Genomic DNA, 25317 nt, shown 5'->3' on the forward strand with positions numbered 1-25317 from the left:
CCGCGATAGTTTGCGTCCGCCTGCCGGATTTTCGGCGGCGCGCCGGCGCAGATTTTCATGACCCCCGAGCTCACGGCCATCGTCGAAGAAGCCTATCGCGTGTTCGGCCGCTATCAGCTGGCCGATACGCTTACCGTCTGCCATTGCAACGTCTGCATGACGGTCGATGTCGAGCGCGAGCTGATCAAAACGCCGCTGCGCCAGATCCCTTCTCTCACCCTTGCCGAGTACACCAACTCCGCCCACGATTGGGACGACGGGCCGGTGGCGCGCGAGATGCGGTACTTCCTGCCGCGCTACTTCGAGCTGATCGCCGCCTACGACCCGCCCGACAACATCGGCCTCGACATCTGCCTGCGCCGGATCGGGCGCGGAGGCTGGCGCAGCAAGTGGCCGGTGGAAGAAGAGCAGCTCATCGACCGGTTCCTCGACGCCTTCCTGGTCGCGAGCCTTGCACGGCTCGATCTGGCGCTGTGGCCCGTGGGATGGCGCCTCGACTTCGACTTTGCGGACGTGCTGACGATGATCGTCACCGCGGACGGCGATCTCGATCGCGCGCTCGCGGCGTGGGATGGAGCGGCGGATCCGGCGGCTGCGATCCACATGGCGGCGCTCAGGAGCGATGTTCTGACACTCAACGGCCGTCCGTGCCTCGACAATCCCTTTCTCGAAGACCATCGGACGGAAGCCGACAAGATCGGCGCCTTCCTGATGCGGGACGACGTCGACCGGCGGATCGAGGCCGCGTTTTTCATGGTTTCAGATCCCAGGCTGCAGCAGATCCTTTCCGACGCTATGGTGCGATAACGTCTTTTTCCTTCCAGCGGAGCGACAGACGATGACTTCACTCCTTCCCCGCCGGCGTTCGCCGCTACTGATGATTGCCGCGCTGATCGCGGCCGGCGCCTCAAACCCGGCACGCGCGGGCGGCAGCGATCCCAAGGCGGTTCTCGACGATCTCTTCGGCCAGATGAATTCGATGTGCGGCGGCAATGGCGACGGCCCGGCCTACGATCTCGATGCGCTGGCCAAGAAGTACTTCGTGCCCGCGCTCGTCAAAATCATCACGCGCGACTACGAGCAGCCCGGCGCGCTCGGCTTCGACATCCTGATCGATGGGCAAGACTGCAAGACGAGCGACCTCAAGCTCGACATCATCGGTGGCGGGGGCAGCACGTCGATCGGCAGGGCGACGTTCAAAAACTTTGGCGAGGAGCGGGTCATCGACCTTCTCATGACGAATGCCGGCGGAGACTGGATGGTGACCGATGTCGTTTATCGCCACCGGCCGTTCTCGCTCAAGGCGCAATAGGCAGCTCAACGCCGGAGGATCGAGAATGCCGGGCCAGCCGCGAACGTTCGATGCTCCACGCCATGCGATTTCAGGTCGCGCGCTTGCAGCACTTGCCTGCCTCGTGCTGCTGACCGGGTGGCGGTTCGGACCGCCGGTGACGTTCTTCGAAGATCAGGCCGGCATCGTGTCCGCGGTCGAAGCGCTGCGCAAAGCGGGTGGCCTCGAACGCGCGCTGTCGGTCTCCATCACGGCAGACGAGGTGAGCATCGAGGCGCAGGACCCGAACCGCATCCAGCACGTCAACCGGTGGGTGCGCGAGCGCAACAGGATCGGCTCGTTCAACTGGGATGAGACTTCGGGGCCCGATCCCGTCGAGCTCAACCTGATCGACAAAGACCTCAACGCCAATCTCTTCAATCTTTCGGACGTCGACTTCAGTGCGGCCGGCAAGGTCATCCGCGAGGCCATCTCGCGGGCAGCCCTCGAAGATCCCGCGCACATTTCGTCCATCGAGATCCGGCGCCAACTCTACCTGCTGCCGAAGCCGTCGAGCGGCGACGTGTGGTGGACCGTCGACGTCAGAAGCGGGCGAGAAAGCGCGCGCGTGCAGACGGACGCCAAGGGCAACGTCGTGCGCGTCGATCTTGCGGGCACGAACAGGGGCAAGGCGTTCGATCTGCTCGCCTCGCTCGACAAGCTGCCGGAAGCCGCGCAGGCCTTCCGCGACGGCGTCGGAGACGGCGCTGTGCTGATCAAAGCCAGCATGTCGCCGCGCGGCGTCTCATTCGAGACCAACCTCGAGGAGAAGTCGCCGCTGCTCGTGAGCCTCAAGCACCGGCAGGTCTATCAATGGAGCCTCAACGGTCTCAACCGGGTGATGGGCAACATCGACACCAGCGAGCATTTTGGCGTGGAGCCGCCGTTCGCGGTTCAAGACACCGACTGGAGTCTCGCCGAGCGGCTGGTGCGAAAAGCGAAAGGCACCCTCGGCATGCCGAACGCGAAGCTCGCCGAGATCGAGCTTTCGAAACCCAAGGATCGCGCCGGGCCGCCGCAGCTCGAATGGGAAATCACGCTTGAAGAGGGCGGCGAAAAGGGTATCGCGCTCTTCGACGCGAAGGGCGATCCCTTGGGCCATACCTTGCCCAAGAGCCGGCAGAAAGCATTCGACGGCCGCAATCCGGAGGCGTGGCCGGCTGCGCTGGCGCTGATTTCAGGTTCGTTCGGCGGCGACGGCGCAATCGCGGAGGTGATCCTCTACGACAAGCACATCCGCATTTCGGCGCTCGATCCGCAGCATCCCGGCCAGCTCGGAGAGTTCCTGCTCGACGAGACCGGCATCAAGAGATTCGAAACCGTGTCGCCGTTTACGGAAGCCAATCCGCGATTCTCGGTTGCGGATCTCAAGGCGCTCGATGCGGGCCAGATGCGCAAGCTGCAGGAGGCGACCGAGCAGCGGATCGGACTCCCCGCGTCGAAGATCACGACGATCACCATCGGGCGCGCCAGCCTGGATCCCTCACCTCAGGGCCGTGTAACGGTCGAGATTCGCGCGGAGGAAGCGCCGTTCGGACGCGGCGGCCGGGTGAACTGGGAAATCGACGGCCGCGAGATCAAGGCCTACCTGCCGTAGGCCAGACGTGTCGTGCGCGGAAAACGACAAGGGCCCGATGCGCTGCATCGGGCCTTTGCTAATCCGGGATGTCGAGATCCGCTTACGCGTTCTCGGCAGCAGCCTTCTGCTCTTCGTGGCGTGCGCGATCTTCGGCGCCCTTCACGGACTCATCGCGATCCACCAGCTCGATGACGGCGCGCGGTGCGCTGTCGCCGTAGCGGAAGCCGGCCTTGAGAACGCGCGAGTAGCCGCCGGCGCGATTCTTGTAGCGCGGGCCGAGCACGTCGAAGAGCTTCTTGACCATGTCCTCGTCGCGCATGCGTGCTGCAGCGAGGCGGCGGGAGTTGAGATCACCGCGCTTAGCGAGCGTGATGTACTTGTCGATGATGCGCTTCAGGTCCTTGGCCTTCGGCAGCGTCGTGACGATCTGTTCGTGCTTGATGAGGGCAGCCGCCATGTTCGAGAACATGGCCTGGCGATGTGCGCTCTGGCGGCCGAAACGGCGGCCCAACTTTCCGTGTCTCATAGCTTTCTCTTTTCTCTTCGGTTGTTACGGGGAGGTTCTTCGGCCTCACCTCGTAGTCTCGTCCAACGTTTCCCCTATTGCGGAGAAACGCAAATCCCTCCCCCGCTTGGCGGGAGAGGGAAATTTCTTGCGATCCTAGTACTGATCCTCGAAGCGCTTGGCCAGCTCTTCGATGTTGTCCGGCGGCCAGTTCGGCACTTCCATGCCGAGGTGGAGGCCCATGCCAGCCAGAACTTCCTTGATCTCGTTGAGCGACTTGCGGCCGAAGTTCGGCGTGCGCAGCATCTCGGCTTCGGTCTTCTGGATCAGGTCGCCGATGTAGACGATGTTGTCGTTCTTCAGGCAGTTCGCAGAGCGAACGCTGAGCTCGAGCTCGTCCACCTTCTTGAGGAGCGCGGCGTTGAACGCCAGCTCCGGATGACGGCTTTCCTCGACGGCCTTCTTCGGCTCTTCGAAGTTGATGAAGACAGCCAGCTGGTCCTGCAGGATGCGGGCGGCGAGCGCCACTGCGTCCTCGGCCTTCACCGATCCGTCCGTCTCGAGGCTCATGGTGAGCTTGTCGTAATCGAGGATCTGACCTTCGCGGGTGTTCTCGACCTTGTAGGAGACCTTCGTCACCGGCGTGTAGAGGCTGTCGACCGGGATGAGGCCGATCGGGGCGTCATCCGGACGGTTGCGCTCGGCGGCGACGTAGCCCTTGCCCATGTCGGCGGTGAATTCCATGCGGATCTGCGCGCCCTGGTCGAGGTGGCAGATGACGTGCTCGGGATTCAGGATGTCGACTTCGGAACCGGTCTCGATGTCGCCGGCCTTGACGGGGCCAGGGCCTTCCTTCTTCAGCACCATGCGCTTGACGCCATCCGAGTGGATGCGCAGCGCGATTTCCTTGATGTTCAGGATCATGCTGGTGACGTCCTCGCGGACGCCAGGGATCGACGAGAACTCATGGAGCACGCCGTCGATGTGCACGGTCTTGATGGCAGCGCCCTGCAGCGAGGACAGGAGCACGCGGCGGAGCGCGTTGCCGAGCGTCATGCCGAAGCCGCGCTCAAGCGGCTCAGCGATCACGGTCGCGTTGCGGGTGCGGTCGCGGCCCGGAATGATCTCGAGCTTCGACGGCTTGATGAGGTCTTGCCAGTTCTTTTGCAGTACGTTCGTCACGGGGGGTCCTCGTAGCGGTTCTGGGTGCCTTCTCGCCGGGGGGCGGCACGCTTCCAACAGAGGATGAGTTCGGGTCAGGGAACGGGCGCGTGGCGCGCTAGTCCGCCCGTCCGAGCACCTGAACTCGCTTCACTTATACGCGGCGGCGCTTACGCGGACGGCAGCCGTTGTGCGGGATCGGCGTCACGTCGCGGATCGAGGTGATCTGGAAGCCGACCGACTGCAGGGCGCGGAGGGCCGACTCACGGCCGGATCCGGGGCCGCAGACTTCAACTTCGAGCACCTTCATGCCGTGCTCCATGGCCTTCTTGCCGGCATCCTCGGCAGCCATCTGAGCGGCGAAGGGCGTCGACTTACGCGAACCCTTGAAGCCCATGGTGCCCGAAGACGACCAGGCGAGCGTGTTGCCCTGGGCATCCGTGATGGTGATCATCGTGTTGTTGAACGAGGCATTCACGTGCGCGACGCCCGAGGTAATGTTCTTCTTCTCGCGGCGGCGGACTTTCGTGCGCCCCTGTGTTTCTTTGGCCATGTCGTAACTCCCAATGCCCGCCGCTTAACGGGCTAATCCCAGTGCTGTCGAGGACAGCCTTATGCCTTCTTCTTGCCGGCGATCGGCTTAGCCGGACCCTTACGGGTGCGCGCGTTGGTGTGGGTCCGCTGGCCGCGCACGGGGAGACCCTTGCGGTGGCGCAGGCCGCGGTAGCAACCGAGATCCATCAAGCGCTTGATATTCATACCGACTTCGCGGCGAAGATCGCCTTCGACGACGTAGTCGCGGTCGATCGTTTCGCGGATCTGCAAGACTTCCGCGTCCGTCAGCTGATTGACGCGGCGATCAGCAGGAATGCCGACCTTGCTGCAGATCTGCTCCGCAAACTTGGGCCCGATCCCATGGATGTACTGAAGCGCAATGAGGACGCGCTTCTGCGTCGGGATATTCACACCAGCTATACGAGCCACGTCGGTCTCCTGGAGGCTTCTTCATCGGCCGCGCGGACATGTGTCGCGCAGGGTTATCTATCTGTTATTCAACGAAAAAACACGGAATGGTCTGGTCCGGGCGAAGATCGCCGCACGGAGCAGGCCTTCCGTTTCATCGTCCTGAAAGCGCGGTGTTGTAGCTTGGTCATAATACTTCGTCAACCTGCGCCTTGATCTTTGGTCATCTTTTCACCGCCCATTACGGCGTTCCCAGCAGTTCATCGATCTTTGCTGCGACCGTCTCGATGGGGGCCATGCCGTCCAGCGTGCGAAGCTTGCCCTGGGCGAAATAGTAACCAACCAGGGGAGATGTCTCGCGGTAGTAGGCCATCAGGCGGGTCTTGAGGGCGTCCGCGTTGTCGTCTGCGCGGATCGTGCCACCGGCTGCCACCGTGTCGGCCGCCCGCTTTTCGATGCGCGACAAAAGCGCGCTGTCGTCAACCCGGAGCTCGATGACGGCGTCGAGGATCGTGCCCTTCGAGTCGAGCAGCTCGTCGAGGGCCGCTGCCTGCTTCAGGGTGCGGGGGAAGCCATCGAGAATGAACCCGTTGGCGCAATCCGGCTCGGCGATGCGGTCGGAGATGATGCCGATCACGATTTCGTCCGATACGAGACCGCCGCTCTTCATCACGGCTTCGGCCTTGCGGCCGATCTCGGTTCCGGCTTTGACGGCTGCGCGCAGCATGTCGCCGGTCGAGAGTTGTATCAGGCCGCGGCGTTTGGCCAGGCTTTCGGCCTGCGTGCCCTTACCTGCACCCGGTGGCCCCAGAAGAATGAGCTTCATCGTCTGCCTCGCGTCGTCGCGCCCCTGAGCTTCGCCTTCTTGATCAGGCCTTCGTACTGGTGGGCCAGCAGATGGCTCTGGATCTGGGCGACAGTGTCCATGGTGACACTGACAGCGATCAGCAGAGACGTGCCGCCGAAGTAGAACGGGATGCCCGCGTAAGCGGTGAGGATTTCCGGCATGACGCAGACGGCGGCCAGGTAGATCGCGCCGACGACCGTGATGCGGGTCAAGACGTAGTCGATGTACTCCGCCGTTTTCTCACCAGGACGAATGCCGGGCAGGAAGCCGCCATGCTTGCGCAGGTTGTCGGCGGTGTCCTTCGGATTGAAGACCACGGCGGTGTAGAAGAACGCGAAGAAGATGATCAGGGCGACATAGATCGCGATGTGGAGCGGCTGGCCGTTGCCGAGCGACGCCACGATCGTCTGCAGCCACTCGGGACCCCCGCCCTGTGCCGAGGAGAACTGCGCCGCGGTGATCGGCAGCAGCAGCAGCGACGACGCGAAGATCGGCGGAATGACGCCCGACGAGTTGAGCTTGAGCGGCAGATGCGAGGCATCGCCCTGGAACATCCGGTTGCCGACCTGTCGTTTCGGATACTGGATCAACAGCCGCCGCTGGGCGCGTTCGATGAAGACGATTGCCGCGACGACGGCCAGCATCAGCACGAGGAGCGCGAGCAGCAGGAACGTCGAAAGTGCGCCCGTGCGGGCCATTTCGAACAGGTGGACCAGCGCCATCGGGAGGCCGGCGACGATGCCGGCGAAGATGATGAGCGAGATGCCGTTGCCGACGCCGCGCTGCGTGATCTGCTCACCCAGCCACATCAGGAACATGGTGCCGCCGACCAGCGTGATGACGGTGGTGGCGCGGAAGAACCAGCCAGGATCGGTTACGACGGACCCGGCCGCGGACCGCGAGCCCTCGAGGCCGATGGCGATGCCGTAGGCCTGGAACGCGGCGAGCACGAGCGTCAGGTAGCGCGTGTACTGGTTGATCTGCTTGCGGCCGGACTCGCCTTCCTTCTTCAAGGCCTCGAGCTTCTTATTCATCGAGGTCATGAGCTGGATGATGATCGACGCCGAGATGTACGGCATGATGTTCAGGGCGAAGATCGCCATACGCTCGACGGCACCGCCGGCGAACACGTTGAACATGCCGAGAATGCCCGACGACTGCGAGCGGAACGCCTCGGAAAAGGCGGCCGCATCGATGCCCGGAATCGGAATGAAGGTGCCGAAGCGGTAGACGATCAGCGCCGCCAGCGTGAACCAGATACGGTTCTTCAGATCCTGGGCCTTACTGAAGGCACCCAGATTGAGATTTGAGGCGAGCTGCTCGGCAGCGGATACCATGTCGTTCTCTCCCGGCCCGGTTGAGCCTTCCTACTTGGTGTCCGCCTGCCGTCGTGTCTATCCCCACTCCGACGGAGCGCCACCAAGCAGTTCGATCTTCGCCCTCGCATCCCCTGATCCAGGGGCGTGCGCCACCTGATCCTGGGCGTGCGCCACCTTACTCTTGGGGCGTGCGCCCTGTGCGAGACCTACTCTTCCGACTTCGCGCCGGCTGCCTGCTTGCCGGAGCCAGCCTTCTTGGCGGCCGACTTCTTGGCCTTGGCCACGTCTGCCTCAAGAACCTTCTGCTCGATCACGCTGATCGAACCGCCGGCCTTCTCGATGGCAGCCTTGGCGGACGCCGTTGCGTGATTGACGGTGAGCGCAAGCTTGGCCTTGATTTCGCCCGAGCCCAGCAGACGCAGGCCGTCCTTGGGACGGCGCAGAATGCCGGCATCGACCAGAGCCGTCACGTCGACGGACTGGCCGGCCTTGAGCTTGCCCTCGTCGACGGCCTGCTGGAGGGCACCGACGTTGATCTCGTTCCAATCCTTGCGGTTCATGCTCTTGAAGCCGCGCTTCGGCAGACGCCGATGGAGCGGCATCTGACCGCCTTCGAAGCCACCGATGGCGACGCCGGTGCGTGCCGTCTGGCCCTTGCCGCCGCGGCCACCGGTCTTGCCTACGCCGGAGCCGATGCCGCGTCCGATACGCACGCGAGTCTTGCGGGCGCCGGGATTGTCTTTGATGTCGTTGAGCCGCATGGGCCTCAAGCTCCTTGTTCGTCTTTCAGCAGAGACTGCGCTTCACCGGTCGTGGCGACCGGCAGCGCGCCTCAGGCCTTGCCCTTCTCGTCGACGACGCGGACGAGATGGGGAATCTTGTTGATCATGCCGCGAACGTCCGGCGTGTCCTCAAGAACGCGGCGGCGATGCAGCTTGTTGAGACCAAGGCCCTTGAGGGTCTGGGTCTGGATCTCGGGCCGGCGGTTCGCGCTTGCGTACTGCTCGACCGTGATCGTCTTCTTGGCTGCCATGGTTTCGTACCCTTTTCGTATCTTTCGCCGCGTTTCCTTGCCGGCCGTGCCCCATCAGGGCACGCCCGTCATCAGGCTTCCGCGCCGACCTCCGTGCCGGAGCCATCGCGCCGGCGGGCGACGATCTCGGACACCTTCTTGTTGCGGCGAGCGGCGACGGAGCGCGGGTTTTCCTGCTCCTTCAGCGCATCGAACGTCGCGCGAACGACGTTGTAGGGGTTTGTCGAGCCCAAGGACTTGGCCACGACGTCATGGACGCCGAGCATCTCGAACACGGCGCGCATGGCGCCGCCGGCGATGATGCCCGTACCGGCCGGAGCCGAGCGCAGCACGACCTTGCCCGATCCGTGACGGCCTTCGCTGTCGTGATGCAGGGTGCGGGCGTCGCGCAGCGGCACGCGCACAAGATTGCGGCGAGCAGCTTCGGTTGCCTTGCGGATCGCTTCCGGAACCTCACGGGCCTTGCCGTGGCCGAAGCCAACGCGGCCCTTGAGATCGCCGACCACGACGAGTGCCGCAAAGCCGAAGCGCTTACCGCCCTTCACGACCTTGGCGACGCGGTTGATGTGGACGAGCTTGTCCGAAAACTCGCTCTCCTCGCGCTCGCGCTCCCGGCCCCGGTCTCTGGATGATGGACGTGCCACTGGTCAAATTCCTCTTATCAGAAGCTCAGGCCGCCCTCGCGGGCCGCATCGGCAAGCGCTTTCACGCGCCCGTGGTAGATGTAACCGCCGCGATCGAACACGACATCCTTGACGCCAGCCTTGACGGCGCGCTCGGCTACGAGCTTGCCAATGGCGGCGGCGGCAGCCTTGTCGGCGCCGGTCTTCAAGGAAGCCTTCAGATCCTTCTCGAGGCTCGAAGCCGAGGCAATCGTCTTGCCGTCGGCGTCGTCGATGATCTGAGCGTAAATGTGCTTCGACGAGCGGTGGATTGAAAGACGCGGACGACCCGCGGCGCGGGCCTTCAACGTCCGGCGAACGCGTGCGCGGCGCCTTTCGAACTGGGTGTTTGCGTTGGCCATGGCCTCGGTCCTACTTCTTCTTGCCTTCCTTGCGGAAGACGTGCTCGCCCTTGAAGCGCACGCCCTTGCCCTGGTAGGGCTCCGGCTTGCGCGAGGCGCGGATATCGGCGGCGACCTGGCCGACGAGCTGCTTGTCGATGCCGGAGACCGTCACGACCTCCTGCTTGGCGCCGCCAACCTTGACTTCCACGCCGGCCGGGATCTGGTGGACGACGTCGTGGCTGAAGCCGATCGACAGCGTCAGCACGTCCTTGCCCTTCAGCGCGGCCTTGAAGCCGACGCCGTGGATCTCGAGGGTGTGGGTATAGCCTTCGGATACGCCCGTGATCAGGTTCTGCACCATGGAGCGCGACATGCCCCACATGGAGCGTGCCTGCTTGGTGTCCTCGGCGAGCGTGATCTCGATGCCGTCGGCGGTCTTCTCGACCTTCAATACCTCAGGCAGCGTGAAGGAGAGCTCGCCCTTGGCTCCCTTCATTTTGACCGTCTGGCCGTCAACCGTCGCGGTAACTGCGGCGGGTACGGGAACCGGCTTTTTTCCGATGCGTGACATGGTCGCTTTCCTCAAGCTCCCGGCCGGGGCCGGGGCTCTTCGTTAGAATACGTTGCAGATGATCTCGCCGCCGACATTCTCCTCCTTGGCGCGCGAATCCGACATCACGCCCTTCGGCGTGGACAGGATGGCGACGCCGAGGCCATTGGCGACGGTGCGGAGATCACGAACCGGCGAATAAACGCGCCGGCCGGGGGTCGACACGCGGCTGATCTCCTTGATCGCCGGCTGACCGTTGAAATACTTGAGCTCGATCTCGAACTCGGGGTGCTCACCCTTCTGCTCCACGCGCGTGTAGCCGCGGATGTAGCCTTCCTCGGCGAGAACGTCGAGAACGCGGGCCCGCATGTTCGACGCAGGCGTCGAAACCTTCGGGCGGCGACGCATCTGCGCGTTGCGGATGCGCGTCAGCATATCGCCGATAGGATCATTCACTGCCATGTGCTCAGCCCTCTCTTACCAGCTCGACTTGACCATGCCGGGGATAAGCCCCTGCGAGGCCAGCTCCCGGAGCTGGTTGCGGCACATCTTGAGCTTGCGATAGTTGCCACGGGCGCGGCCCGTGATCTCGCAGCGGTTGCGAATACGAACGGCCGAGCCGTTGCGCGGCATTTCGGCGAGCTTCAGACGCGCTGCAAAGCGCTCCTCGGCGGGACGCTTCAGGTCGTCCGCGATCGCCTTCAAGCGCTTGCGCTTGGCGGCGTGCTGCGCGGTCAACTTCCGGCGCCGGTTGTTCTTCTCGATAGAGCTCGTCTTAGCCATTCATTGTCCTCCAAAGGCCTTTCGGGATTTCACGTCGCGCGTGCCCGAGGTCCTCTAGCTGCGGAAAGGGAAGTTGAAACCACGAAGCAGCTCGCGCGCCTCGTCGTCGGTCTTGGCCGAAGTGCAAACGATGACGTCGAGGCCCAACACCTGGTCGACCTTGTCGTAATCGATTTCCGGGAACACGATGTGCTCCTTGAGACCGCAGGCGAAGTTGCCACGGCCGTCGAAGCTCTTGCCGTTGAGGCCGCGGAAGTCCTTCACGCGCGGAAGCGCGATGGTGACGAACCGGTCCAGGAACTCGTACATCCGGTCGCCGCGAAGCGTGACCTTGCAGCCGAGCGTCATGCCTTCGCGCACCTTGAAGGTGGCGATCGACTTGGTCGACTTGGTCATCAGCGGCTTCTGGCCGGCGATCATCGCGAGATCGGCGGCTGCGCTGTCGACCTTCTTACGGTCGGACGTCGCTTCGCCCACGCCCATGTTGAGCACGATCTTCTCGATGCGCGGAATCTGCATCGGGTTCGCGTAGGCGAACTTTTCCTTCAGCGCGTCGCGGACGACCTTCTCGTAGTGCGTCTTGAGGCGCGGCTTGTAGTCGGCAGGACGCGGCTTCCACTCGCGCGGAGCGGCATCCGCCTTCGGCTGCTTGGAGCCGCGGGCTTCCTTACCGGCCTTTGCACCGGCGCCGGCCGGCTTAGCCTTCTGGGGTTTGTCTTTCTCGGCCATGGCTTAGTTCTTCTCCGGAATGACTTCGCCCGAGCGCTTGGCGAAACGGACCTTCTTGCCGTCTTCCAGGATGCGGAAACCGATACGGGTCGGCTTGCCGTCCTTGGGATCCTCGATGGCAAGGTTCGAAATCTGGATCGCGGCCTCTTTCGAGATGATGCCGCCTTCTTCCTTGGCCGTCTGGCGCTGATGCTTGCGCACGACGTTGATGCCACGGACGAGCGCGCGGTTCTCCTTCGGGCGAACCTCGATGACTTCGCCGCGCTTGCCCTTGTCGCGCCCGGTCAGGACGACGACGCTGTCACCCTTCTTGATCTTGAGCGACGCCATTACAGCACCTCCGGAGCGAGAGAGACGATCTTCATGTGGTTCTTGGCGCGAAGTTCGCGCGTCACCGGTCCGAAAATACGCGTGCCGACCGGTTCGCCCTGTGCATTGATCAGCACGGCGGCGTTGCGGTCAAAGCGGATCAGCGAGCCGTCCGGGCGGCGAACGCCCTTGGCGACGCGCACGATCACGGCCTTCATGACCTGGCCCTTCTTAACGCGCCCCTTCGGAATCGCCTCCTTCACCGACACGACAATCGTGTCGCCGATGGTGGCGTACTTGCGCTTCGATCCACCCAGCACCTTGATGCACTGGACGCGACGCGCTCCCGAATTATCGGCGACGTCGAGATTTGTCTCCATCTGGATCATCGCACCGTCTCTCTTCCTGCCGCGAAGCCCGCGGCGTCAAAATCTGTTTCGTCATCCGGCCGCCGCTTCAAGCGAAGGGCTGCCATCTATTCCGTTCACGCTCTCTCGAGCGCGACCCAACGCTTCAGCTTCGAAATCGGAGCGCTCTCCTGGATCTCGACGCGATCGCCGGCCTTGAACACGTTCTTCTCGTCGTGGGCGTGGTACTTCTTGGTACGACGCACCGTCTTCTTCAGAAGCGGATGCGTGTAACGGCGCTCCACCTCGACGACAATGGTCTTGTCGTTCTTGTTCGAAACAACCACACCCTGCAGGACGCGCTTCGGCATCGTTCTATCTCCTTACGCGCCAGACTTGGATTTCGCAGCGGCCGCCGACGAGGATCCGCCCCGCTTCTGGCCAGCAAGCGTCAGAACCCGCGCGATGTCGCGACGGACCTGGCGCACGCGCGAGGTATTCTCAAGCTGGCCCGAAGCCTTCTGAAAGCGCAGGTTGAACTGCTCCTTCTTGAGCCTTGCCAACTGATCGTCGAGTTGATCGAGCGTCATGCTCTTCAAATCACCCGATTTCATCGTCGTATTCCTTCCTTAGATCGTGCGCCGTTTCGGCGTTAGCCGACGCGCGTCACGATGCGAGTCTTGATCCCGAGCTTGGCGGCGCCGAGCAGAAGCGCTTCACGCGCGATCTGATCCGAAACGCCGTCCAGCTCGAACATGATGCGGCCCGGCTTGACGCGCGAGACCCACAGCTCAATGCCGCCCTTGCCCGAGCCCATGCGGACTTCGGCGGGCTTCTTGGTGACGGGCACATCCGGGAAGATGCGAATCCAGACGCGGCCGGCACGCTTCATGTGACGCGTGATGGCGCGACGTGCGGCTTCGATCTGGCGTGCAGTGACGCGCTCGGGCTCGACGGCCTTGAGGCCGTGAGAGCCGAAGTTCAAGCTCGTACCGCCCTTCGCGACGCCGTGGATGCGGCCCTTGAACTGCTTGCGGAACTTGGTCTTTTTCGGTGACAGCATGGTCCTGGTCCTTCAAGCCTTATCAGGCCTGCTCCTGTCCTTCTTTGGCGGCATCGGCGCCACCACGCGGGCCACCACGGTCGCCGCGGGGTCCGCGACGCTCGCGGCGCTCGCCGCCGCCATCCTCACGGCGGGGACGGCCGCCGGTGCCGTCGCCGGCTCCTTCGGTCGCACGGCGCTCAGAGGCCATCGGGTCGTGCTCCATGAGCTCGCCCTTGAAGATCCAAACCTTGATGCCGATCACGCCATAGGCGGTCTGGGCAACGCCGTAGCCGAAATCGATGTCGGCGCGGAGGGTGTGCAGCGGCACGCGGCCTTCGCGGTACCACTCCGTGCGAGCGATTTCAGCGCCGCCGAGACGGCCGGCAACGTTGATACGGATGCCGACAGCGCCGGCGCGCAGCGCGGTCTGCACCGCGCGCTTCATGGCGCGGCGGAACGCAACGCGGCGCTCGAGCTGCTGGGCGATGTTCTCGGCCACCAGGGTGGCGTCGATGTCGGGCTTGCGCACCTCGAGGAGGTTCAGGTGAACTTCCGAGGACGTGTAGCGCGAAAGCTCGCCGCGCAGTTTGTCGATATCGGCGCCCTTCTTGCCGATCAGAACGCCGGGGCGAGCCGTGTGAACGGTCACGCGGCACTTCTTGTGCGGGCGTTCGATGACGACCTTGGAGATGCCGGCGGTGCGCTGCATCTTCATGATGTGCGCGCGGATGGCGCGATCTTCATGAAGCAGCTTGCCGTACTCGCTGCGACGCGCGAACCAGCGGCTGTCCCAGGTGCGGTTGATGCCGAGCCGAAGGCCGACGGGATTGACTTTGTGACCCATTACTCGGCCTCCTTCTCAGCCGCAGCAGACTTCTTGCTCGCCTTGGCAGCCGGAGCGGCCTTCTTGGCGGCGCCCTTGGCGGCCTTCGGCTTCTCAGCTTCGGCTTCCGTCTCGCGCACCACGACGGTGATCTGCGAGAACGGCTTCATGATCGAGAAGCCGCGACCACGGCCGCGGGCCGCGAAGCGCTTCATGACGAGGTTCTTGCCGACGTAAGCCTCGGAGACGATCAAGGCGTTGACGTCGAGCTGATGGTTGTTCTCGGCGTTGGCAACGGCGCTCATCACGCACTTGCGCACGTCCTGAGCGATCCGCTTCCTCGAGAATTCGAGGTCGGCGAGCGCCTGGTCGACCTTCTTGCCACGGATCAGGCCCGCGACGAGGTTCAGCTTCTGCGGCGAGACACGAAGGTTCTTCGTGATCGCGCGTGCCTCTTTGTCGGAGAGGCTCCGTTCCCGGCTCGGCTTGCCCATTATTTCCTCGTCGTTGCTTTCTTGTCGCCGCCGTGGCCATGGAAGGCGCGCGTCGGCGAGAACTCGCCAAGCTTGTGGCCGATCATGTCCTCGGTGACGTTCACCGGAACGTGCTTCTGGCCGTTGTAGACACCGAACGTCAGGCCAACGAACTGGGGCAGAATCGTCGAGCGACGGCTCCAGGTCTTGATGACCTCATTGCGCCCCGACGAACGTACCTTCTCAGCCTTCTTGAGAATGTAGCCGTCGATGAAGGGGCCCTTCCAAACTGCGCGTGTCACTCTTTCGTCTCCTCAATCGTCTTGCTCGTGGTTCAAGTAGCCCTATCGACTACTTGCTCTTCGAGCGGCTCCTGACGATGAACTTGTCGGTCTGCTTGTTCTTGCGGGTCTTGAAGCCCTTCGTCGGCTTGCCCCACGGCGTCGCCCAATGCTTGCCGCCCTTGGTGCGGCCGCCGTTGGGATGGTCGATCGGGTTCATGGCGATCGAGCGCACGGTCGGACGGTTGCCCTTCCAGCGCTGACGGCCGGCCTTGCCGATCACTTCGTTGCTGTGATCCGGGTTCGAGACGGCGCCAACGGAGGCCATGCACTCGGCGCGGACCTTGCGGGTCTCGCCGGAGCTGAGCTTGAGAACGGCCCAGCCCGAGTCGCGGCCGACGAGCTGCACGAAGGCACCGGCCGAGCGAGCGATCTGCCCGCCGTAACCAGGCTTCAGCTCGACGTTGTGCACGATCGTGCCGATCGGCATGCCGGCGAGCGGCATGGCGTTGCCGGGCTTGACGTCGACCTTGGCGCCCGAGACCACCTGATCGCCGACAGCGAGACGCTGCGGGGCCAGGATGTAGGACAGGTGGCCGTCCGCATACTTGATCAGCGCGATGAACGCGGTGCGGTTCGGATCGTACTCGAGCCGTTCCACGGTCGCGACGACGTCGTGCTTGCGACGGCGGAAATCGACCAGACGGTACGACTGCTTGTGGCCGCCGCCGATGTGGCGCGTGGTGATCCGACCGTCGCTGTTGCGGCCGCCAGTCTTGCGCTTGCCCTCGGTCAGCATCTTGACCGGTGCGCCCTTGAACAGGTGCGAGCGGTCAACCTGCACCAAGTGGCGCATGCCCGGAGATGTCGGACGGAATGTCTTCAAAGCCATGGCGGCGGGTCTCCCTTAAAGGCCGGTCGTAACGTCGATCGAGTGGCCTTCCTCGAGCGTCACGATGGCCTTCTTTACGTCACTGAGCTGGGCGCGGATGCCGCGGAACGTGCGGCGCTTGCCTTTGCGGACCAGCGTGTTCACAGCCTTGACCTTCACGTTGAAGAGGATCTCGACCGCAGATTTGATGTCGGTTTTGTTGGCGCCAGACGCGACCTTGAAGATCACCTGGTTGGCTTCCGAAACCTGCGTCGCCTTCTCGGTAATCACCGGAGAGAGGATGACGTCGTAGGCTTTGAGCTTGTTCATCACTTCTGCTCCGAGGCTTTGGCCTTCACGTCGGCGAAGCGTACGTCCAGGGCCTCAACGGCCGCCTTGGTCAGCACAAGCTTCTCGCGGCGCAGGATGTCGTAGACGTTGATGCCGGCGATCGGCAGCACGTCGATGTGCGGAATGTTGCGGGCCGCACGTGCGAAAGCGTCGTCGAGCGCCGCTCCGTCGATGATCAGCGCGCTCTTCCAGCCGAGGGTCGCGAACTGCTTCTTCAGGACGCCGGTCTTGCCTTCCGAGGAAGAGGCCGTGTCGATCACGATGACTTCGCCGGCCTTGGCCTTGGCGGAGAGAGCGTGACGAAGCGCGAGTGCGCGGAACTTCTTGGTCAGGTCGATGGCGTGGCTGCGCGGCTTGGGGCCGAACGCCTTGCCGCCGCCGCGCCACTGCGGAACAGACTTGTCACCGTGGCGAGCGCCGCCGGTACCCTTCTGCTTGTACATCTTCTTGCCGGTGACCGAGACTTCCGAACGGTCCTGGGCATGATGCGTGCCGGCCATGCGCTTGAGCTGCTGCCAGCGCACCATGCGATGCAGGATGTCCTTGCGCGGCTCGAGACCGAAAATGGCGTCGGCGAGTTCGATCTCGCCGGCCTTCTTGGCTTCGAGCGTGGTGACGTTAGCTTTCATCACGCCTTCTCCTTGGCAGCAGGCTTGAACGCGCCGGGCTTCGGCACGTCGGCGTGAGCCTTCTTCTTGACGGCATCGCGGACGACAACCCAGCCGCCCTTGGAGCCGGGAACCGCACCGCGGATCATCAGCAGGCCGCGCTCGACGTCGATCTTGGCGACGACGAGGTTCTGGGTGGTGATGCGCTCATCACCCATGTGGCCGGCCATCTTCTTGCCCTTGAACACCTTGCCGGGGTCCTGGCGCTGACCGGTCGAGCCGTGCGAGCGATGGACCACCGAGACGCCGTGCGTGGCGCGAAGGCCGCCGAAGTTCCAGCGCTTCATGGCGCCCTGGAAACCCTTACCCTGGCTGGTGCCCGTCACGTCGACGAACTGGCCCGGCACGAAATGGTCGGCCGTGATCTCGGCGCCCACCTCGATCAGGTTCTCGGGGCTGACCCGGAACTCCGCAAGCTTACGCTTCGGCTCGACGTTGGCGACCGCGAAGGTGCCACGCTCGGACTTCGTGAGGCGAGACGGCTTGCGCGTGCCAGCACCGACCTGGATGGCCGTGTAGCCGTGCTTGTCGTCGGTGCGCTGTGAGAGAACCTGAAGCTTTTCCATCTTCAGGACCGTCACGGGCACATGCTCACCTGCATCCGTGAAGATGCGGGTCATGCCGACTTTCTGTGCAATCACTCCGGAACGCATTTGTTCGCATTCCTTCCTTCAATTATCGCAGCCAACACGGTGGAGACCGGCCGGCGCGGCATCTTCTAGAGCTTAATTTCCACGTCCACGCCTGCGGCCAGGTCGAGCTTCATCAGCGCGTCGACCGTCTGAGGAGTCGGATCTACGATGTCCAACATGCGCTTGTGGGTGCGCATCTCGAACTGTTCGCGACTCTTCTTGTCGACGTGCGGAGAGCGGTTGACCGTGAAGCGCTCGATGCGCGTCGGCAGGGGAATCGGTCCCCGAACCTCGGCGCCGGTGCGCTTCGCCGTGTTCACGATTTCCCGCGTCGATGCATCGAGAATTCGATGATCGAACGCTTTCAATCGGATGCGGATGTTTTGGCCGTTCATTGTATCGAACCCGCTAAATGAGAGAAGCGCTCTTAGTCCGGCGTTTCCGCCGCCCTCTCGAGCGCCTCTCTATTTTCCGTTACTCTACGATCTTGGTGACGACGCCAGCGCCGACGGTGCGGCCACCTTCGCGAATTGCGAAGCGGACCTTCTCTTCCATGGCGATCGGCGAAACCAGCTCGACATCGACTGCGATGTTGTCGCCCGGCATGACCATCTCCGTGCCTTCCGGCAGCGTGACGACGCCGGTGACGTCGGTCGTGCGGAAGTAGAACTGGGGACGGTAGTTGGTGAAGAACGGCGTGTGACGGCCACCCTCTTCCTTGGTGAGGACGTAGGCCTCAGCCTTGAACTTCTTGTGCGGCTTCACGGAGCCGGGCTTTGCAAGCACCTGGCCACGCTCAACGGCTTCCTTGTCGATGCCGCGCAGGAGGCAGCCGACGTTGTCGCCGGCCTCGCCTGCGTCCAGCAGCTTGCGGAACATTTCGACGCCGGTGACGATCGACTTCTGCGTTGCTGCGAGACCGACGATTTCGATTTCTTCGCCGACCTTGATCACGCCGCGCTCGATACGGCCGGTGACGACCGTGCCGCGACCCGAGATCGAGAACACGTCTTCGATCGGCATCAGGAAGGGCTGATCCTTCGGACGCTCAGGGAGCGGGATGTAGGTGTCGAGGGCTTCGAAGAGGCGCATGATCGCTTCATCAGCGAGCGGGCCCTTCTGGCCGGTGAGAGCCTGGATCGCGGCGCCGCGGATGACGGGAACGTCATCGCCCGGGAACTGGTACTTCGAGAGGAGCTCGCGGACTTCCATTTCGACGAGGTCGAGAAGTTCCTGGTCGTCGACGATGTCGCACTTGTTCAGGAACACGACGACGTAGGGAACGCCGACCTGGCGAGCGAGCAGGATGTGCTCACGCGTCTGGGGCATCGGGCCGTCAACGGCCGACACGACGAGGATCGCGCCGTCCATCTGAGCGGCGCCCGTGATCATGTTCTTCACGAAGTCGGCGTGGCCGGGGCAGTCGACGTGTGCGTAGTGGCGGTTCTCGGTCGCGTACTCAACGTGCGAGGTCGCGATCGTGATGATCTTCGTAGAGTCGCGGCGGCCCTGTGCGGCCGATGCCTTGGCAACGTCGTCGTACGAGACGAACGAGTTCGACCAACCCTTATCGGTCGAAACCTTCGTCAGCGCTGCGGTCAGCGTGGTCTTGCCGTGGTCAACGTGACCAATGGTGCCGACGTTAACGTGCGGCTTGTTGCGCTCGAATTTCGCTTTGGCCATCGTAGCCTCTCCTTAAGCTCGTTCTCATCTTTGCCCGGATCAACCGGATCTCATCGCCTCAACTGGGGCCCCTTCCGAGGCCGCCGGCTCAGGCATATTTCGCTTTAACTTCGTCAGCCACGTTGCGCGGAACGTCGGCGTAGTGCGCGAACTGCATGGTGTAGGACGCGCGTCCCGTCGACATAGACCGCAACTGGCTTACGTAACCGAACATGTTGGCGAGCGGAACGTAGGCCCGGATGACAGTGGCGTTGCCGCGCATCTCCTGCGTGCGGATCTGGCCGCGACGCGAGTTGATGTCGCCGATGACGGAGCCGACGAAGTCGCCCGGCGTCACCACCTCGACGTCCATGATCGGCTCGAGGATCTTCACACCGCCCTTTTCGCAGCCTTCCTTCATGGCCGCGCGCGTGGCGATTTCGAATGCGATCGCAGACGAGTCCACTTCGTGGAACGCGCCGTCGTACAGCGTGACCTTCATGTCGACGAGCGGGAAGCCGATGAGCACGCCGTTGTCCCACACCGACTTGACGCCCTTTTCGACGCCCGGGATGTACTCGCGAGGAACGGTGCCGCCGACAATCGTCGTCTCGAACACGTTGCCCTTGCCGGTCTCGTTCGGCTCAAGCTTGAGCTTAACGCGTGCGAACTGACCGGTGCCGCCCGTCTGCTTCTTGTGCGTGTAGTCGATGTCAGCGGGACGAGCGAGCGTCTCGCGATAAGCGACCTGGGGAGCGCCGACGTTGGCGTCCACGCCGTAGGTGCGCTTCAGGATGTCGACCTTGATGTCGAGATGAAGCTCCCCCATGCCCTTGAGAATGGTCTCGCCGCTCTCCTGATCGACGGAGACGCGGAAGGACGGATCCTCGACGGCCATCGTGTTGAGGGCGATCGCCATCTTCTCCTGGTCGGCCTTCGTCTTCGGCTCGATCTTGAGATTGATGACGGGCTCCGGGAATTCCATCTTCTCGAGGATCACGGGCTTGTTCGGATCGCAGAGCGTCTCACCCGTGCGCGTGTCCTTCAGGCCCTGCAGAGCGACGATGTCGCCGGCGAAGGCTTCCTTGATTTCCTCGCGGTCAGCGGCGTGCATGAGATACATGCGGCCGGCGCGCTCTTTCTTGTCGCGCGAGGTGTTGGCGAGCGCCATACCCTGCTCAAGCTTGCCCGAGTAGATGCGGCAGAACGTGATCGAGCCGACGTGCTCGAAGCTCATGATCTTGAAGGCGATCATGGCGAGCGGATCGGAATCCGACGGACGGCGCGGAGACTCGTCGCCGGTCTTCGGGTCGATGCCCCTGTAGGCTTCGCGATCGAGCGGGCTCGGCAGGAAGTCGACGACGGCGTCGAGCAGGGGCTGCACGCCCTTGTTCTTGAAGGCCGAGCCACACATCATCGGATAGAAAGCGCGCGAAACGGTCGCCTTGCGGATGAGCTTGCGAAGCGTGTCCTCGTCGGGCTCCTTGCCTTCGAGATAGGCTTCCATCGCCACATCGTCCATCTCGACGGCGGCTTCGATCATCAGGGCGCGGAATTCGTTGGCCTTGTCGACGAGGTCAGCCGGGATCTCGCCCTCGACCATGGGGGCGTCCTTGGCGTCGCCTTCCCAGACGTACGACTTCATCTTGATCAGATCGACGACGCCGCGGAAATCGGCTTCGGCGCCAATCGGAATCTGCAGCGGCACAGCGCGCGCGCCGAGCTTGTCCTTGATGTCGGCCAGGCACATGAAGAAGTCTGCGCCGGTCTTGTCCATCTTGTTGGAGAAGATGATGCGCGGAACGTTGTACTTGTCGCCCTGGCGCCAGACGGTCTCGGTCTGCGGCTCGACGCCCTGGTTGCTGTCGAGAACGCACACGGCGCCGTCGAGCACGCGAAGCGAACGCTCGACTTCGATGGTGAAGTCGACGTGGCCAGGCGTGTCGATGATGTTCAGGCGGCGCTTCTTGTTGTCGCGACCGACCCAGAAACAGGTCGTGGCTGCGGACGTGATCGTGATGCCGCGCTCGGCTTCCTGATCCATGAAGTCCATCGTGGCAGCGCCATCGTGGACTTCGCCGATCTTATAGGACTTGCCGGTGTAATAGAGGATGCGCTCGGTCGTCGTCGTCTTGCCAGCATCAATGTGAGCCATGATGCCGAAGTTACGATAATCCTCAATGGCGTATTGCCGGGCCATCAGTCTCTATCCTTTGCGCTGCAGTTGCACATCGCAACCGCGCTTGCATTGCTTGCAGCCGCCGAATGGCGACCGCGATCGAATTACCAGCGGTAGTGAGAGAACGCCCGGTTGGCGTCCGCCATCTTGTGGGTGTCTTCACGCTTCTTGACGGCCGTGCCGCGGTTTGCCGATGCGTCGAGCAGCTCGCCCGACAGACGCTCGACCATGGTGTTCTCGTTGCGAGCGCGCGCAGCCGTGATGATCCAGCGGATCGCCAGCGCCTGACGGCGCTCGGAGCGAACTTCAACCGGCACCTGGTACGTTGCACCGCCGACGCGACGCGAACGAACTTCAACCGCCGGCATGACGTTCTCGAGAGCCTGATGGAACATGGCGATCGGATCCGACTTCGCCTTCTGCTCCATGCGCTCGAGAGCGCCATACACGATGCGCTCGGCGACCGACTTCTTGCCGTGAGACATGACGGCGTTCATGAACTTGGTCAGAACCAGATCCGCGAACTTCGGATCCGGATTGACTTCGCGCTTCTCTGCACTGTGACGACGGGACATGTGTCCTAGCCCTTCGCTTCAATATCTTCGGCTCACACCCGGGCGAGCCACCTGGAACCTTCGAGATCTCCGGATCTCACCGCTTCTCAGGCGGCTCGTCCGGGATACTCCAGCGATGCGGAGCCTACTTAGGCCGCTTCGCACCGTATTTCGAACGACGCTGCTTGCGGTTGGCGACGCCCTGAGTATCGAGCACGCCACGCAGAATGTGATAACGGACGCCGGGCAAGTCCTTGACGCGGCCGCCGCGGATCAGGACCACCGAGTGCTCCTGAAGGTTATGGCCTTCGCCCGGAATGTAACCGATGACCTCGAAGCCGTTGGTGAGGCGGATCTTGGCGACCTTGCGGAGCGCCGAGTTCGGCTTCTTCGGCGTCGTCGTGTACACACGGGTGCAAACGCCACGCTTCTGCGGGCACGCTTCCATGTGACGCGACTTCTCGCGATAGACCTTCGGGTTCCGGGGTTTCCGGATCAGCTGTTGTATCGTCGGCATCAACGCCCCGCTTCTCGTTCGGCTCCAGGCCAATTCGGCATCCCACCGGAATGCCGTCTCTTTTTCGTTTTGCGCCGCGCGTCCATGACACAGCATGCGCCAAACGAAAACTGCCGAGCCCCGGAGCCCCGGGGCCTGGCACGGAAAAAACCAGAGGATCCTCCGGTTTGCCCTTCGGCTCACCAGCGATCTTGGTCCGAAAATGTCCTCTGCTTTAGGGACGGCAGCGTTTAGGCAATGCGCATATGAAGCGCGAAGGCGGCCTACCACCTACCGTGAGAGTGGCGTTCCTATATACATTCAGGGATTCCCGGTCAACACCTTGTGGGCGAGTTGCTCGAAAGAATTGACTCCGCCATCCCTCGCCGCGCACTGGAGGCACTGACTTCCGTGCGACGCCACGGGCCGAAACGGTCCCCCGCGGCGTTCATCATACGAATGTCGCTTTTCAAGACAACATCAGGTTCTGCGGGCTCTGCTGTGCGGGGCGGCCTGCTTTCCAGCGTGAATACAGTTACGAAACTCTTCCTTCAGGCGCGGAGGGCCGACATGCTTCCCCTCGACGCATCCCTGCCCGGCGTCCAGTCCCGCCCCAATTTGACGCAGGCGGCGTTACTGCTTTCGGGCTTCGTCGTTTTGGTTGCCGTACCGACGGTATTGCTGTGGGGCGCGCCCGGTGCGCTCGCGGCCGCGGTACTTTTGGCTGCAATCTGGCCGCTGGCCGCCCGCATGCCACCCGAGGCGGTCATGCGGCTCTATCAGGCGACTCACGTCCCGCCGGACGACAGCCAGCTTTCCAGCCTCGTCGACGTGCTGTCCTACCGGGCGGCGCTGCCGCAACGGCCCGGCCTTTACGTCATTCCAAGCATGACGCTCAACGCCTTCGCTGCGGGGACGCGTGAGAATTCGGCAATCGCGGTCACGGAAGGGTTGCTGCGGCGTCTATCGCTTTCCGAGACCGCAGGCGTGCTCGCTCACGAGGTCGCCCATATCCGCAACAACGACCTTCTCGTGATGGGCCTTGCGGATGTGATCACCCGCGTTCTGCAGGTCATGAGTTACGTGGCGCTCGCGCTCGCGGTCTACAACGTGCTGGCGTTTCTGATGGGCAAGGATCCGATCTCGTGGTGGGCGGTGTTCTGCCTCTACCTGGCGCCCGCGCTCTCAAGCCTGTTCCAGCTTCGGCTGTCGCGCTCGCGCGAATTCCTGGCCGACGCGCACGCGGCGGACCTGACCGGCGATCCGGGCGCGCTCGCCTCGGCGCTGCGGCGGCTAGAGCCCTACACCGGGCATTTCTGGGAGGATCTGATGTTTCCAGTGCCGGCGCGGCGGGTTCCCCAGCCGTCGCTGCTGCGCTCCCATCCGGACACGGAGGACCGCATCGAGCGCCTGCTCTCGCGGACCGCTCCCGATCAGCCGGCCGGGCGGCACGATCCGCTCGTGATCATCGAGCAGCCGATGATGACCCTCGTCGGCTATGGGCCGGGCGATATGCGCCCCCGCTACCGCTGGCCGGGGCTTTGGTTCTAGGATTCCCGTTGCTTGTATTGGAAGGGGTGAGGGGTTGGGAGGCTCGGCACTTCTGTTCAGGGTTTCCCCCCCTAGCCTCCCCCACGTCGTGGCGCAGCCGCGCCTTTGGCACGAGGGGGCAGGGACACCGTTGTGGACGACGCCAAGGGCCCTCAACCGACCAGAGGAAGAGCGGGATGTGACGGCTGAGGCCATTGCAGACGCGCCCAATTGTTCGTATCAGCGCCAGCATGGACAACACGATCCGCGATGCCCCGCCGATGCCCCGCTCGAGCCTGAAGCTCGACGCGATTCCCGACCTCGTCCAGCGCCTGCGCGCCGGTGAACGCCGTGCCATCGCGGCGGCCGTGACGGAGCTCGAAAAGCTCTCCACCAGCGCGCCACCCCTGCTCGAGGCGCTGCAGCCCTACCTCGGGCACGCGCTCGTGCTCGGCTTCACGGGGCCTCCGGGCGCCGGCAAATCCACGCTCGTCAACGCTGTCATCGCGCATGTGCGCTCGCAGGGCGGCACAGTCGGCGTGATCGCGGTCGATCCGTCGAGCCCGATCTCGGGTGGCGCGATTCTCGGCGACCGCATCCGCATGACGGCGGCGCTCGACGACGACGGCGTATTCGTGCGCTCGCTTGCGAGCCGCGGCTATCTCGGCGGTCTTTCGCCGGCGGCCGTGCGCGTCATCGATGCCCTCGATGCGGCAGGCTTCGACCTGGTTCTGCTCGAAACCGTCGGCACGGGCCAGAGCGAGATGGACGTCGCGGAAGTGGCCGACGTGCGTGTCGTGATTTCGGCTCCCGGGCTCGGCGACGACATCCAGGCCATGAAATCCGGCCTGCTCGAAATTGCCGACATCCTGGTCGTCAACAAAGGCGACCGCGAGGGCGCGGAGCTGACGCTGCAGCAGCTTCTCGGCGCGCTTTCGATCCGCTCGATGCGCTCGCACATTCCCGTGCTCAAGACGACGGCGACAACCGGCGAAGGCGTGCCGGAACTCGTGACCGCCATGCGGGAGGTCGGCACGCGGGGCGCGGGCGCGGACCCGATGGCGCGGCGGCGGCGGCGGGCGCGCTATCTGATCGCGCGCGCGGCGGCCGACATTGTGGCGCGGCGCGTGAAAGAGGACAGCGGGCGTGAGGTCGACGGCCTTGCGGACGAAGTTCTGTCTGGCCGGGTCAGCCCGGACGTGGCGGCGCGCAAGCTGCTGTCGAAGTAGCTCCCGTCCCTCGTCTCGAAATTCGAGTCTCAAACTCGTGACGCGCGTCCGCTTTCGCGGGC

Annotated in this window: 35 protein-coding genes and 1 pseudogene; 5 read left to right on the top strand and 31 right to left on the bottom strand. The window is 63.6% G+C overall.

Going from position 1 to position 25317, the window contains the following annotated elements:
- Window positions 1-57: 57 nt before the first annotated feature.
- Genes K2Y42_RS04140 through K2Y42_RS04150 form a run of 3 tightly spaced genes read left to right on the top strand, consistent with a single transcriptional unit; the run spans window position 58 to window position 2927 of the window.
- Window positions 58-807 carry a hypothetical protein gene (locus tag K2Y42_RS04140; RefSeq protein WP_291148783.1) on the top strand — a complete coding sequence of 250 codons (750 nt, stop codon included), beginning with the start codon at window positions 58-60 and terminating at the stop codon, window positions 805-807.
- A 31-nt stretch (window positions 808-838) separates the two neighbouring features.
- Entirely contained in the window at window positions 839-1312 is a 474-nt protein-coding gene (locus K2Y42_RS04145) for a hypothetical protein (protein WP_291148785.1), read from the top strand.
- Window positions 1313-1337: 25 nt separating this feature from the next.
- The gene (locus K2Y42_RS04150; protein WP_291148788.1) at window positions 1338-2927 is read left to right on the top strand and encodes a hypothetical protein; all 1590 of its coding nucleotides are present in this window, start codon (window positions 1338-1340) and stop codon (window positions 2925-2927) included.
- Window positions 2928-3009: 82 nt separating this feature from the next.
- Here the strand turns inward: K2Y42_RS04150 and rplQ are convergent, their stop codons facing one another.
- The 31 genes and pseudogenes from rplQ to rpsL form a co-directional block, all read right to left on the bottom strand.
- Entirely contained in the window at window positions 3010-3435 is a 426-nt protein-coding gene (rplQ, locus tag K2Y42_RS04155; protein ID WP_291148790.1) for a 50S ribosomal protein L17, read from the bottom strand.
- A gap of 135 nt (window positions 3436-3570) precedes the next feature.
- A complete protein-coding gene (locus K2Y42_RS04160) occupies window positions 3571-4596 on the bottom strand; it encodes a DNA-directed RNA polymerase subunit alpha (RefSeq protein WP_291148793.1) in 1026 nt (341 codons plus the stop codon).
- 133 nt (window positions 4597-4729) lie between these two features.
- Window positions 4730-5128: a 30S ribosomal protein S11 gene (rpsK, locus tag K2Y42_RS04165; RefSeq protein ID WP_291148796.1), complete on the bottom strand. Its 399-nt coding sequence runs from the start codon at window positions 5126-5128 to the stop codon at window positions 4730-4732.
- A gap of 59 nt (window positions 5129-5187) precedes the next feature.
- Entirely contained in the window at window positions 5188-5559 is a 372-nt protein-coding gene (rpsM, locus tag K2Y42_RS04170; protein WP_291148799.1) for a 30S ribosomal protein S13, read from the bottom strand.
- Between the two features lie 220 nt (window positions 5560-5779).
- On the bottom strand, window positions 5780-6364 hold the full coding sequence (locus tag K2Y42_RS04175) for an adenylate kinase (protein WP_291148800.1): 585 nt from the start codon (window positions 6362-6364) through the stop codon (window positions 5780-5782).
- Window positions 6361-7722, bottom strand: coding sequence for a preprotein translocase subunit SecY (secY, locus tag K2Y42_RS04180; RefSeq protein ID WP_291148802.1), 1362 nt, complete (start codon window positions 7720-7722; stop codon window positions 6361-6363). Before secY ends, K2Y42_RS04175 begins: the two co-directional genes overlap by 4 nt.
- Before the next feature lie 188 nt (window positions 7723-7910).
- Window positions 7911-8465: a 50S ribosomal protein L15 gene (gene rplO / locus K2Y42_RS04185; protein ID WP_291148805.1), complete on the bottom strand. Its 555-nt coding sequence runs from the start codon at window positions 8463-8465 to the stop codon at window positions 7911-7913.
- Window positions 8466-8536: 71 nt separating this feature from the next.
- Window positions 8537-8737, bottom strand: a complete 201-nt coding sequence (gene rpmD, locus K2Y42_RS04190) for a 50S ribosomal protein L30 (protein WP_291148808.1) — start codon at window positions 8735-8737, stop codon at window positions 8537-8539.
- 71 nt (window positions 8738-8808) lie between these two features.
- Complete coding sequence (rpsE, locus tag K2Y42_RS04195; protein ID WP_291148812.1) at window positions 8809-9381, bottom strand: 30S ribosomal protein S5; 573 nt, start codon at window positions 9379-9381, stop codon at window positions 8809-8811.
- Between the two features lie 17 nt (window positions 9382-9398).
- A complete protein-coding gene (rplR, locus tag K2Y42_RS04200; RefSeq protein ID WP_291148815.1) occupies window positions 9399-9761 on the bottom strand; it encodes a 50S ribosomal protein L18 in 363 nt (120 codons plus the stop codon).
- A gap of 10 nt (window positions 9762-9771) precedes the next feature.
- Complete coding sequence (gene rplF, locus K2Y42_RS04205) at window positions 9772-10314, bottom strand: 50S ribosomal protein L6 (RefSeq protein ID WP_291148818.1); 543 nt, start codon at window positions 10312-10314, stop codon at window positions 9772-9774.
- A 42-nt stretch (window positions 10315-10356) separates the two neighbouring features.
- Complete coding sequence (rpsH, locus tag K2Y42_RS04210; protein WP_291148821.1) at window positions 10357-10755, bottom strand: 30S ribosomal protein S8; 399 nt, start codon at window positions 10753-10755, stop codon at window positions 10357-10359.
- A gap of 15 nt (window positions 10756-10770) precedes the next feature.
- Window positions 10771-11076: a 30S ribosomal protein S14 gene (gene rpsN / locus K2Y42_RS04215; protein WP_291148824.1), complete on the bottom strand. Its 306-nt coding sequence runs from the start codon at window positions 11074-11076 to the stop codon at window positions 10771-10773.
- 54 nt (window positions 11077-11130) lie between these two features.
- Window positions 11131-11805, bottom strand: coding sequence for a 50S ribosomal protein L5 (gene rplE, locus K2Y42_RS04220; RefSeq protein WP_291148826.1), 675 nt, complete (start codon window positions 11803-11805; stop codon window positions 11131-11133).
- 3 nt (window positions 11806-11808) lie between these two features.
- Complete coding sequence (rplX, locus tag K2Y42_RS04225; protein WP_291148829.1) at window positions 11809-12135, bottom strand: 50S ribosomal protein L24; 327 nt, start codon at window positions 12133-12135, stop codon at window positions 11809-11811.
- Window positions 12135-12503, bottom strand: coding sequence for a 50S ribosomal protein L14 (gene rplN / locus K2Y42_RS04230; protein WP_291148831.1), 369 nt, complete (start codon window positions 12501-12503; stop codon window positions 12135-12137). The genes rplX and rplN overlap by 1 nt, the downstream gene beginning before the upstream one ends.
- 95 nt (window positions 12504-12598) lie before the next feature.
- Entirely contained in the window at window positions 12599-12832 is a 234-nt protein-coding gene (gene rpsQ / locus K2Y42_RS04235) for a 30S ribosomal protein S17 (protein WP_291148833.1), read from the bottom strand.
- Window positions 12833-12844: 12 nt separating this feature from the next.
- Window positions 12845-13075 carry a 50S ribosomal protein L29 gene (rpmC, locus tag K2Y42_RS04240; protein WP_291148836.1) on the bottom strand — a complete coding sequence of 77 codons (231 nt, stop codon included), beginning with the start codon at window positions 13073-13075 and terminating at the stop codon, window positions 12845-12847.
- Between the two features lie 38 nt (window positions 13076-13113).
- Complete coding sequence (gene rplP, locus K2Y42_RS04245) at window positions 13114-13524, bottom strand: 50S ribosomal protein L16 (protein WP_291148839.1); 411 nt, start codon at window positions 13522-13524, stop codon at window positions 13114-13116.
- A 22-nt stretch (window positions 13525-13546) separates the two neighbouring features.
- On the bottom strand, window positions 13547-14350 hold the full coding sequence (gene rpsC, locus K2Y42_RS04250) for a 30S ribosomal protein S3 (RefSeq protein ID WP_291148842.1): 804 nt from the start codon (window positions 14348-14350) through the stop codon (window positions 13547-13549).
- Between the two features lie 95 nt (window positions 14351-14445).
- Window positions 14446-14823, bottom strand: a pseudogene (gene rplV / locus K2Y42_RS04255) (50S ribosomal protein L22); the annotation flags it as partial.
- Window positions 14823-15104 carry a 30S ribosomal protein S19 gene (gene rpsS, locus K2Y42_RS04260; RefSeq protein WP_291148845.1) on the bottom strand — a complete coding sequence of 94 codons (282 nt, stop codon included), beginning with the start codon at window positions 15102-15104 and terminating at the stop codon, window positions 14823-14825. The gene rpsS and the pseudogene rplV, both read right to left, overlap by 1 nt.
- A 49-nt stretch (window positions 15105-15153) precedes the next feature.
- Complete coding sequence (gene rplB, locus K2Y42_RS04265; protein WP_291148848.1) at window positions 15154-15975, bottom strand: 50S ribosomal protein L2; 822 nt, start codon at window positions 15973-15975, stop codon at window positions 15154-15156.
- Window positions 15976-15990: 15 nt separating this feature from the next.
- Window positions 15991-16284, bottom strand: a complete 294-nt coding sequence (locus tag K2Y42_RS04270; RefSeq protein ID WP_291148851.1) for a 50S ribosomal protein L23 — start codon at window positions 16282-16284, stop codon at window positions 15991-15993.
- Entirely contained in the window at window positions 16284-16934 is a 651-nt protein-coding gene (gene rplD, locus K2Y42_RS04275) for a 50S ribosomal protein L4 (RefSeq protein WP_291150183.1), read from the bottom strand. Before rplD ends, K2Y42_RS04270 begins: the two co-directional genes overlap by 1 nt.
- Window positions 16934-17626 carry a 50S ribosomal protein L3 gene (gene rplC, locus K2Y42_RS04280; RefSeq protein WP_291148854.1) on the bottom strand — a complete coding sequence of 231 codons (693 nt, stop codon included), beginning with the start codon at window positions 17624-17626 and terminating at the stop codon, window positions 16934-16936. Before rplC ends, rplD begins: the two co-directional genes overlap by 1 nt.
- A gap of 65 nt (window positions 17627-17691) precedes the next feature.
- On the bottom strand, window positions 17692-18000 hold the full coding sequence (gene rpsJ / locus K2Y42_RS04285; RefSeq protein WP_023788138.1) for a 30S ribosomal protein S10: 309 nt from the start codon (window positions 17998-18000) through the stop codon (window positions 17692-17694).
- A gap of 79 nt (window positions 18001-18079) precedes the next feature.
- A complete protein-coding gene (tuf, locus tag K2Y42_RS04290; RefSeq protein ID WP_291148862.1) occupies window positions 18080-19288 on the bottom strand; it encodes an elongation factor Tu in 1209 nt (402 codons plus the stop codon).
- An 88-nt stretch (window positions 19289-19376) separates the two neighbouring features.
- Window positions 19377-21467: an elongation factor G gene (fusA, locus tag K2Y42_RS04295; RefSeq protein WP_291148864.1), complete on the bottom strand. Its 2091-nt coding sequence runs from the start codon at window positions 21465-21467 to the stop codon at window positions 19377-19379.
- Window positions 21468-21550: 83 nt separating this feature from the next.
- A complete protein-coding gene (gene rpsG, locus K2Y42_RS04300; protein ID WP_291148866.1) occupies window positions 21551-22021 on the bottom strand; it encodes a 30S ribosomal protein S7 in 471 nt (156 codons plus the stop codon).
- Between the two features lie 124 nt (window positions 22022-22145).
- On the bottom strand, window positions 22146-22517 hold the full coding sequence (gene rpsL / locus K2Y42_RS04305) for a 30S ribosomal protein S12 (RefSeq protein WP_020087374.1): 372 nt from the start codon (window positions 22515-22517) through the stop codon (window positions 22146-22148).
- 549 nt (window positions 22518-23066) lie between these two features.
- Between rpsL and K2Y42_RS04310 the strand changes: the two genes are divergently transcribed.
- Complete coding sequence (locus tag K2Y42_RS04310; RefSeq protein ID WP_291148871.1) at window positions 23067-24047, top strand: zinc metalloprotease HtpX; 981 nt, start codon at window positions 23067-23069, stop codon at window positions 24045-24047.
- A gap of 230 nt (window positions 24048-24277) precedes the next feature.
- Window positions 24278-25255: a methylmalonyl Co-A mutase-associated GTPase MeaB gene (gene meaB, locus K2Y42_RS04315; RefSeq protein WP_291148872.1), complete on the top strand. Its 978-nt coding sequence runs from the start codon at window positions 24278-24280 to the stop codon at window positions 25253-25255.
- The last annotated feature ends 62 nt before the right edge of the window (window positions 25256-25317 follow it).

It is taken from the genome of Hyphomicrobium sp. (assembly GCF_019744875.1).
Taxonomy (GTDB): domain Bacteria; phylum Pseudomonadota; class Alphaproteobacteria; order Rhizobiales; family Hyphomicrobiaceae; genus Hyphomicrobium_C.

Coding starts and splice junctions, on each gene's coding strand:
- rpmD (WP_291148808.1), bottom strand. CDS start 8,737: ATGGCAGCCAAGAAGACGATCACGGTCGAGCAGTACGCAAGCGCGAAC.
- rplB (WP_291148848.1), bottom strand. CDS start 15,975: ATGGCTTTGAAGACATTCCGTCCGACATCTCCGGGCATGCGCCACTTG.
- rplD (WP_291150183.1), bottom strand. CDS start 16,934: ATGAAAGCTAACGTCACCACGCTCGAAGCCAAGAAGGCCGGCGAGATC.
- rpsQ (WP_291148833.1), bottom strand. CDS start 12,832: ATGCCGAAGCGCGTCCTGCAGGGTGTGGTTGTTTCGAACAAGAACGAC.
- rpsL (WP_020087374.1), bottom strand. CDS start 22,517: ATGCCGACGATACAACAGCTGATCCGGAAACCCCGGAACCCGAAGGTC.
- rpmC (WP_291148836.1), bottom strand. CDS start 13,075: ATGAAATCGGGTGATTTGAAGAGCATGACGCTCGATCAACTCGACGAT.
- rpsN (WP_291148824.1), bottom strand. CDS start 11,076: ATGGCTAAGACGAGCTCTATCGAGAAGAACAACCGGCGCCGGAAGTTG.
- fusA (WP_291148864.1), bottom strand. CDS start 21,467: ATGGCCCGGCAATACGCCATTGAGGATTATCGTAACTTCGGCATCATG.
- rplO (WP_291148805.1), bottom strand. CDS start 8,465: ATGCGGCTCAACGACATCAAAGACAATCCCGGCGCCCGCAAGACTCGC.
- rplX (WP_291148829.1), bottom strand. CDS start 12,135: ATGGCGTCGCTCAAGATCAAGAAGGGTGACAGCGTCGTCGTCCTGACC.
- rplF (WP_291148818.1), bottom strand. CDS start 10,314: ATGTCACGCATCGGAAAAAAGCCGGTTCCCGTACCCGCCGCAGTTACC.
- secY (WP_291148802.1), bottom strand. CDS start 7,722: ATGGTATCCGCTGCCGAGCAGCTCGCCTCAAATCTCAATCTGGGTGCC.
- rpsK (WP_291148796.1), bottom strand. CDS start 5,128: ATGGCCAAAGAAACACAGGGGCGCACGAAAGTCCGCCGCCGCGAGAAG.
- tuf (WP_291148862.1), bottom strand. CDS start 19,288: ATGGCCAAAGCGAAATTCGAGCGCAACAAGCCGCACGTTAACGTCGGC.
- rplC (WP_291148854.1), bottom strand. CDS start 17,626: ATGCGTTCCGGAGTGATTGCACAGAAAGTCGGCATGACCCGCATCTTC.
- K2Y42_RS04150 (WP_291148788.1), top strand. CDS start 1,338: ATGCCGGGCCAGCCGCGAACGTTCGATGCTCCACGCCATGCGATTTCA.
- rpsC (WP_291148842.1), bottom strand. CDS start 14,350: ATGGGTCACAAAGTCAATCCCGTCGGCCTTCGGCTCGGCATCAACCGC.
- rplR (WP_291148815.1), bottom strand. CDS start 9,761: ATGGCCAACGCAAACACCCAGTTCGAAAGGCGCCGCGCACGCGTTCGC.
- rplQ (WP_291148790.1), bottom strand. CDS start 3,435: ATGAGACACGGAAAGTTGGGCCGCCGTTTCGGCCGCCAGAGCGCACAT.
- K2Y42_RS04145 (WP_291148785.1), top strand. CDS start 839: ATGACTTCACTCCTTCCCCGCCGGCGTTCGCCGCTACTGATGATTGCC.
- rplE (WP_291148826.1), bottom strand. CDS start 11,805: ATGGCCGAGAAAGACAAACCCCAGAAGGCTAAGCCGGCCGGCGCCGGT.
- rplN (WP_291148831.1), bottom strand. CDS start 12,503: ATGATCCAGATGGAGACAAATCTCGACGTCGCCGATAATTCGGGAGCG.
- K2Y42_RS04270 (WP_291148851.1), bottom strand. CDS start 16,284: ATGAACAAGCTCAAAGCCTACGACGTCATCCTCTCTCCGGTGATTACC.
- rpsJ (WP_023788138.1), bottom strand. CDS start 18,000: ATGAACGGCCAAAACATCCGCATCCGATTGAAAGCGTTCGATCATCGA.
- K2Y42_RS04140 (WP_291148783.1), top strand. CDS start 58: ATGACCCCCGAGCTCACGGCCATCGTCGAAGAAGCCTATCGCGTGTTC.
- rpsG (WP_291148866.1), bottom strand. CDS start 22,021: ATGTCCCGTCGTCACAGTGCAGAGAAGCGCGAAGTCAATCCGGATCCG.
- rplP (WP_291148839.1), bottom strand. CDS start 13,524: ATGCTGTCACCGAAAAAGACCAAGTTCCGCAAGCAGTTCAAGGGCCGC.
- rpsH (WP_291148821.1), bottom strand. CDS start 10,755: ATGGCAGTGAATGATCCTATCGGCGATATGCTGACGCGCATCCGCAAC.
- meaB (WP_291148872.1), top strand. CDS start 24,278: ATGGACAACACGATCCGCGATGCCCCGCCGATGCCCCGCTCGAGCCTG.
- K2Y42_RS04310 (WP_291148871.1), top strand. CDS start 23,067: ATGCTTCCCCTCGACGCATCCCTGCCCGGCGTCCAGTCCCGCCCCAAT.
- K2Y42_RS04175 (WP_291148800.1), bottom strand. CDS start 6,364: ATGAAGCTCATTCTTCTGGGGCCACCGGGTGCAGGTAAGGGCACGCAG.